The 6,083-nt window shown below is 47.4% G+C and carries 7 protein-coding genes; 3 read left to right on the top strand and 4 right to left on the bottom strand.

Going from position 1 to position 6,083, the window contains the following annotated elements:
* A partial coding sequence (locus RM811_RS21870; protein WP_402528399.1) for a hypothetical protein occupies nt 1–341 on the top strand: 341 nt, incomplete at its 5' end.
* Nucleotides 342–537: 196 nt separating this feature from the next.
* Here RM811_RS21870 and ptsI read toward each other — a convergent pair.
* The 4 genes from ptsI to RM811_RS21850 all read right to left on the bottom strand — a co-directional run bounded on the left by ptsI (nt 538) and on the right by RM811_RS21850 (nt 4,612).
* Nucleotides 538–2,244, bottom strand: a complete 1,707-nt coding sequence (ptsI, locus tag RM811_RS21865) for a phosphoenolpyruvate-protein phosphotransferase PtsI (protein ID WP_402528396.1) — start codon at nt 2,242–2,244, stop codon at nt 538–540.
* A gap of 307 nt (nt 2,245–2,551) precedes the next feature.
* Nucleotides 2,552–2,812 carry an HPr family phosphocarrier protein gene (locus RM811_RS21860; RefSeq protein ID WP_402528393.1) on the bottom strand — a complete coding sequence of 87 codons (261 nt, stop codon included), beginning with the start codon at nt 2,810–2,812 and terminating at the stop codon, nt 2,552–2,554.
* Between the two features lie 113 nt (nt 2,813–2,925).
* Entirely contained in the window at nt 2,926–3,570 is a 645-nt protein-coding gene (locus tag RM811_RS21855; protein ID WP_402528391.1) for a bifunctional 4-hydroxy-2-oxoglutarate aldolase/2-dehydro-3-deoxy-phosphogluconate aldolase, read from the bottom strand.
* Between the two features lie 31 nt (nt 3,571–3,601).
* Complete coding sequence (locus RM811_RS21850) at nt 3,602–4,612, bottom strand: sugar kinase (RefSeq protein WP_402528388.1); 1,011 nt, start codon at nt 4,610–4,612, stop codon at nt 3,602–3,604.
* 229 nt (nt 4,613–4,841) lie between these two features.
* On the opposite strand from RM811_RS21850, the gene agaR reads away from it, so the two are divergent.
* Nucleotides 4,842–5,609: a transcriptional repressor AgaR gene (agaR, locus tag RM811_RS21845; RefSeq protein ID WP_402528386.1), complete on the top strand. Its 768-nt coding sequence runs from the start codon at nt 4,842–4,844 to the stop codon at nt 5,607–5,609.
* 48 nt (nt 5,610–5,657) lie between these two features.
* Complete coding sequence (locus RM811_RS21840; protein ID WP_402528383.1) at nt 5,658–5,984, top strand: class II D-tagatose-bisphosphate aldolase non-catalytic subunit; 327 nt, start codon at nt 5,658–5,660, stop codon at nt 5,982–5,984.
* Nucleotides 5,985–6,083: the final 99 nt, after the last annotated feature.

Below are 6,083 nucleotides of genomic sequence, written 5' to 3'. Positions count from 1 at the left end.
TAGCTATTGATATATCAAATAGTGCGATGCTGATCGTCACTCCTTACCGGCGCTCTCGTACAAAAAAAGCTAAAAACGGTTATAGAGATGAGGAAGTAAACGTGTTTTTACCCAGGCTTCTAAAGTGCTGGTTCGATAAAGGAGGCAGAAAGGTTATCATAATATCCCCTGCGGTAGGTGAAGAGCAACTGTTCAGGCCAGATAAAATGAAGCAGGCACGAATAAAAATAGAGCCTGTTATGCCGGGGTTTTCGTCTGATATCTATAAAGGATTTGAAGAATTTAATGCAGTATGTGGAGTTTATGAAATTCTGGCAGATATCGGAATCGGCGAGGGTTGATCGAAATCCATTGGGGAGCGATGAATAAGTTTCGATAATGAGTATGTAATGAATTTATTGATATTGGTTTTCGTGTCCAGTAAGTGGGGATTCCCACGCAGGGCATGGGAACCAGAACTTTTGCCACAACCTCGGATCGCGGGAACGAGAGAAGCGATATTGATCGGGTTCAGGCAATTACGATAAATAAGATGCTTTAGCGAATACTGTCAACCAGAGATCTAACCGTATCCGCATCCCTTGCCTTTAGGCATTGTTCAGCCAGACTTTTCAGTTGTTCACTGTTCTGTTCCCGCAGGATCTTCTTGATCATCGGAACAGAAGGCGCAGACATACTGAGCTCATCCAGACCCAAGCCTGCCAGAATTAACGCAGCCCGTTCGTCACCGGCAAACTCACCACACATGCCTGTCCATTTACCTGCAGCGTGGGATGCATCAATCACCTGTTTTACGGCTCTCAACACAGAAGGAGAGAAGCTGTCGTACAGATGAGCAATGTTTTGATTACCACGGTCCACGGCCAGAATATACTGAGTCAAATCATTGGTGCCGATACTGAAAAAGTCCAGCTCTTCAATGAGCTGATCTGCAATCATCACCGCAGCAGGGGTTTCAATCATGATGCCCAGTTCACACTGTTCATCAAAAGCAATGCCCTGATCTCTCAGGCTTTGTCTGGCCTGTTCAACATGAGCTTTCAGTTGCAGCACTTCACTGACAGAAATGACCATCGGGAACATGATCCGCAGTTTGCCAAAAGCACTGGCACGCAGGATTGCACGAAGCTGGGTCAGCAGAATTTCAGGACGATCCAGACACATGCGAATAGCGCGCCAGCCCAGGAATGGGTTCAGCTCTTTGGGCATATCCAGATACGGCAGATCCTTGTCACCACCGATATCCAGAGTTCGGATAATAACGGGCATGCCCTGCATGGACTCAGCCACTTCACGATAAGCCTGAAACTGAACTTCTTCAGAAGGCAGGGAATTGCGATCCATAAACAGGAATTCGGTACGATAAAGGCCAACACCTTCAGCGCCATTACGCAGAACACCCTCAACATCTTTTGGTGTGCCGATATTGGCGCACAGTTCGAAGTGTTTGCCATCCAAAGTAACTGCAGGTAAATCTTTCAGTTTAGCCAGCTCATTACGGGCACTGATCAGTGCATCCTGTTGTGCACGAGCGGCTGTCAGTTGTTCTTCTGTGGGGTTAACAATGATCTGATTGTTCACCGCATCCAGAATCAGCGGGTCACCGTGCAGAATGGTTGTGGTTGCATTATGACAACCGACCATGGCCGGGATTTCCAGGGAGCGCGCCATAATAGCTGAGTGTGATGTACGACCACCGATGTCTGTTACGAAACCGATAACTTTATCCAGATCCAGCTGAGCAGTATCGGAAGGCGTCAGGTCATTGGCAATAACGATGGAGTTTTCTTCCAGGTTTTCCAGACCGGCAATACGAATCCCGAGAATGTTCTTTACCAGACGCAGGCCCACATCGCGGAAGTCCGCAGCGCGCTCTTTCAGGTAAGCATCTTCCAGCGTTTCCAGCAGTTGAATATTCGCCTGAATAGCCTCATGGGTAGCAACTGCTGCAGGCTTCCCTTCATCAATCAGGGCGAAGACTTCTGCCTCCAGCTCCTCATCTTCAGCCACCATCATGTGGCCTTCGAATACGGCGGCTTCTTCTTCACCGAATTTGCCCAGCATTTCCCGATAGAGGTTACCTAACTGGGTTGTTGTTTGTTCGCGGGCCTTTTTGAACCGTTCGATTTCGTTGTGAACCTGGTCGGCCGTTACCTTGTACTCAGGCAGGATCAGCGCCTGTTCACAGTGAATAACGGCTTTCCCGATGGCAATCCCTTCGGATGCAATAATGCCCTTGATCATGGAAGTAACTCTTGAATTAGCTGAGATTAATGTCGTGTAAAAGGGGGAGCCTTTTTAACCACAAAGACACAAAGGCACAAAGGTTTTTTTCCTGATTTTCCCTGGAATACTCCGGAGTGAATGCAGGCTCTAAGGAATAATTCGTTAATAACTTCTCTATTCAGAATGGAGCTCTGGCTTCATAAAATATGGAAGTAATTTCGATACTATTCCTGATTTGCCACCCCACTGTGAACCGTGGGGTGGTGGTAGTCACAAAGGCTTATCTTTTCCTTTGTGTCTTCGTGTCTTTGTGGTTCAAAAAAAATTAACCTTCCAGATGTTCGATAACGACTTTCAGTTTTTCCATCGCCGCTACTTCATCATCACCTTCAATGTTCAGGGTGATCACGTCGTCTTTCAGGATACCGGCAGACATCAGTTTCATCAGGCTTTTTGCGTTGGCTGTACGGCCCTTGTTTTCAATAGTAATGGCGCTGGAAAATTCTTTGCAGGCTTTAACGAATACTGCGCCCGGGCGAGTGTGCAGGCCATTTTCATTGGTAACCGTGATTTGTGCAGTTTGCATGGTTTCATTTCCTGAATGGTTGTTGCCGGCCTGAATATCAGGCAGGTTAAGTATTTTGATTTATTGGTCAGGTCATTTCTGTATGGCCTGATTTTGTATTGTTATATCCGCGTCTATGTTTTTTTCAGGCTTGATATGGCTTGCGTCGCTAGCTGAGTGATTGCTCCCCAATCTTTACTTTGCACCAGATTGGCAGGGCAAATCCATGAGCCGCCAATGGCCGCAACATTGTTAAGAGCAAGATACTCTTTGGCATTGTGCAAGCCGATACCGCCGGTAGGGCAGAAGCGAATATCCGGGAACGGACCAGCCAGCGCCTTAAGCATATTGATGCCGCCAGACTGTTCGGCAGGAAACGGTTTCAGCAGGTTATAGCCATGCTCCATTGCCTGGATAACGTCCGATGGAGTGGATACGCCGGGAATCAGTGCAAGCTTCTGCTGGAAGGCTTCTTTCAATAAGGCCGGTGTCGCACCCGGTGAAACGGCAAAGTCAGCACCGGCTTTCAACACTGCTTCGATCTGGTCTGGAGAAGTGACGGTACCTGCGCCGGTGATGCAGTCAGGCATAGCCGCTTTGATTTCCTGAATGGCTTCCAGGGCACATACAGTACGCAGGGTGACTTCAAATACATGGATGCCACCGGCACTGAGTGCTTTTGCCAGGGGAACGGCCTGGCTCAGTTCTTCAATGACGATAACCGGTAACACCGGATAAGCCCGGGTTAAAATAAGTTCGTTTTTCATGGACATGGTCATAAACGACAATACCTTTATATGACGGATTGGCTTACAGCTTGCCTTCAGAGAGTTGTAACGCTGGCATAGCGGCTTTTGGCATCACGCCGCCCCGATGCATGATGACTTCGGCTGCCAGACGATGACCTGCCTGACAGGCTGCCACGGGATCAGCGCCCAGAATCCGACTGCTAAGATAGGCACCATTGAAGGAGTCGCCAGCACCGGTAGTATCAACCGGGGTGCTGACTTGTTGGGCAACAACGCTTTGTATGTCACGGCCAGACTTGACAATGCAGGGTTCTGAGCCTCTTTTAATGACCAGTTCCGGAATGTGCTCCAGTCGTTGCAGGGTTTCTTCTACCGACTGATCCGCAAAAAGAAGCTGTTCGTCATCAAACGTAAGCAGAGCGATATCGGTGAGGTTCAGTACTTGCTGATACCAGTGACGGGCATCATCGGCATCTTTCCAAAGAGCAGGACGGTGATTAGTATCAAAAGCTACTTTTGCACCATTTTGTTTTGCTTTTGCCAGTAAATCGATTAACTGCTTTCGAGATTCGTAAGGCAAAATCGCAACCGTAATTCCGGATAAGAAGATCAGACTGCTTTCAGTTGCTATGCTTTCGATCTGTTCATCGGTAAGCGCCTCTGAAAACAGTGAACGGGCAGCAGATTCAGATCGCCAGTAGTGAAAGTTTCTTTCGCCGGTGGCGTCGACATTGACAGAGTAAAGGCCAGGCAATTTACCAGATAGACGAGAGATGTGACGGGTATCAATACCTTCCTGTTGCCAGGCGGCTAGCATTTGGCTGCTGAAGGTGTCTTCTCCCAAAGCAGTGACATAATGAATGGTGCTATCAGACGCTTCGAGCAACCTTGCCATATAAACAGTGGTATTGAGTGTGTCGCCAGCAAAGTTAACATTCAGAAGCTTTTCACTTTCGCTGTTATTTTTACCGAAAGTTTCACCTGAAGCATCTGTTTGAGTAAGCTCGACCATGCATTCACCAATGCATGCTATGGAAGCCGGCTTTGTGTCTGTTTTCATGATGAGCGTCATAGTCTTTCAAATTCCTTCGTAATGGGGTCATGCTCGCATAAAATATTTTTCATTTTTATGATCTCAATCATTATTAATGAAAATAGAATAGTGTAAAACAACGGTTTTCGAATCATTCGAAAGCTTAATTACTAAAAACCGAAAACAATAAACAAAGAATTGAAAGATAAGTGAAAAGGTTGTATGTTTTCGACAACTGTGTGAAAGCGCAGTTAAAAGAGAGGTGTAAATGAGTACTGTTGAGCGGCGTGAAGCGATTGTTCGCCAGGTGCGTGACAAAGGTCTGGCCCGGGTGGAAGAACTGGCAGATCACTACAAGGTGTCCAGCGTGACGATCCGAAACGATCTGAACTATCTGGACAACAAGGGTCTATTGCTGCGCTCTCACGGCGGTGCGATGGCGCTGGATGATGTAGCGAAAGAGATGCCTTTTAATGATAAAGGCTCTGTTAATGCCGCTCAGAAACAGGCAATTGGTGCTGCTGCCGCACAACTGGTGAGTGACGGTGAGTCCATTATTCTGGACTCCGGAACCACCACGCAACAGTTAGCCAGGCATCTGGTAAACAGCAAAAGTCTGGTAGTAATGACCAATGGGCTGAACGTAGCCAGCGAGCTGGTCAAGTCTTCCGGAATCGAAATCATGATGACGGGTGGAACCTTGCGTTCGAAGTCCCATTCATTTTTTGGTTCCCAGGCGGAAGATGCCCTTCGGCAATACCGTTTTGACAAGCTGTTTCTGGGTGTTGACGGGTTTGATCTCGTTGCTGGCCTGACGACTCATTTTGACCGTGAAGCGACCCTGAACCGGGTAATGTGCGACATCTCCAGTGAGATTATTCTTCTGGCAGATTCCAGCAAATTCGGTCGCAAGGGGTATCACTTTATCCGCTCTTTTGGCGCTTTCCATACACTGGTGACCGATAAGGGTATACCAGCGGATTATCTGGCAGGTTTACAGCGTCAGGGAGTCAGGGTAATTATTGCGGACAGTTGATCATGTTTTCTGGTTCATCAGATTTGATCAGCAGTCAGCGAAAGAGCCATGGCATTCCCTTTACCGTTGGATCGGGTGACGTTGGAGCTTAATGTAGAAAGCACGACACAGGGTGTTGCTGTGAGTAGTTTAATTGAGATTATCAAGCGTCATAAACAGGGAGCAACCTGTGGAGTCTATTCCATTTGCTCCGCTAACCGACTGGTTCTTGAAGCTGCTATTTTGCAGGCAAAAAAAGACGGCTCTGGTGTTTTAATCGAGGCAACCTCAAATCAGGTTAACCAGTTTGGTGGTTACACCGGAATGGATCCGGTTGCTTTTCGTAAGTATGTTGGTAGTGGGCCAAATGTGTGGATAGGGATAATCCCATACTGACAAAAATACTCTTCATCCCAATATACGTCCTATGACGTGTCTTATTGAAGTTAAATGCCCCGACTGCCATCTCTCGCTCGTTGGGAAGAACGGTTTTTG

The organism is Endozoicomonas sp. (assembly GCF_031844845.1).
Lineage (GTDB): Bacteria > Pseudomonadota > Gammaproteobacteria > Pseudomonadales > Endozoicomonadaceae > Endozoicomonas.
This window is presented reverse-complemented; position numbering and strand designations above follow the sequence as displayed.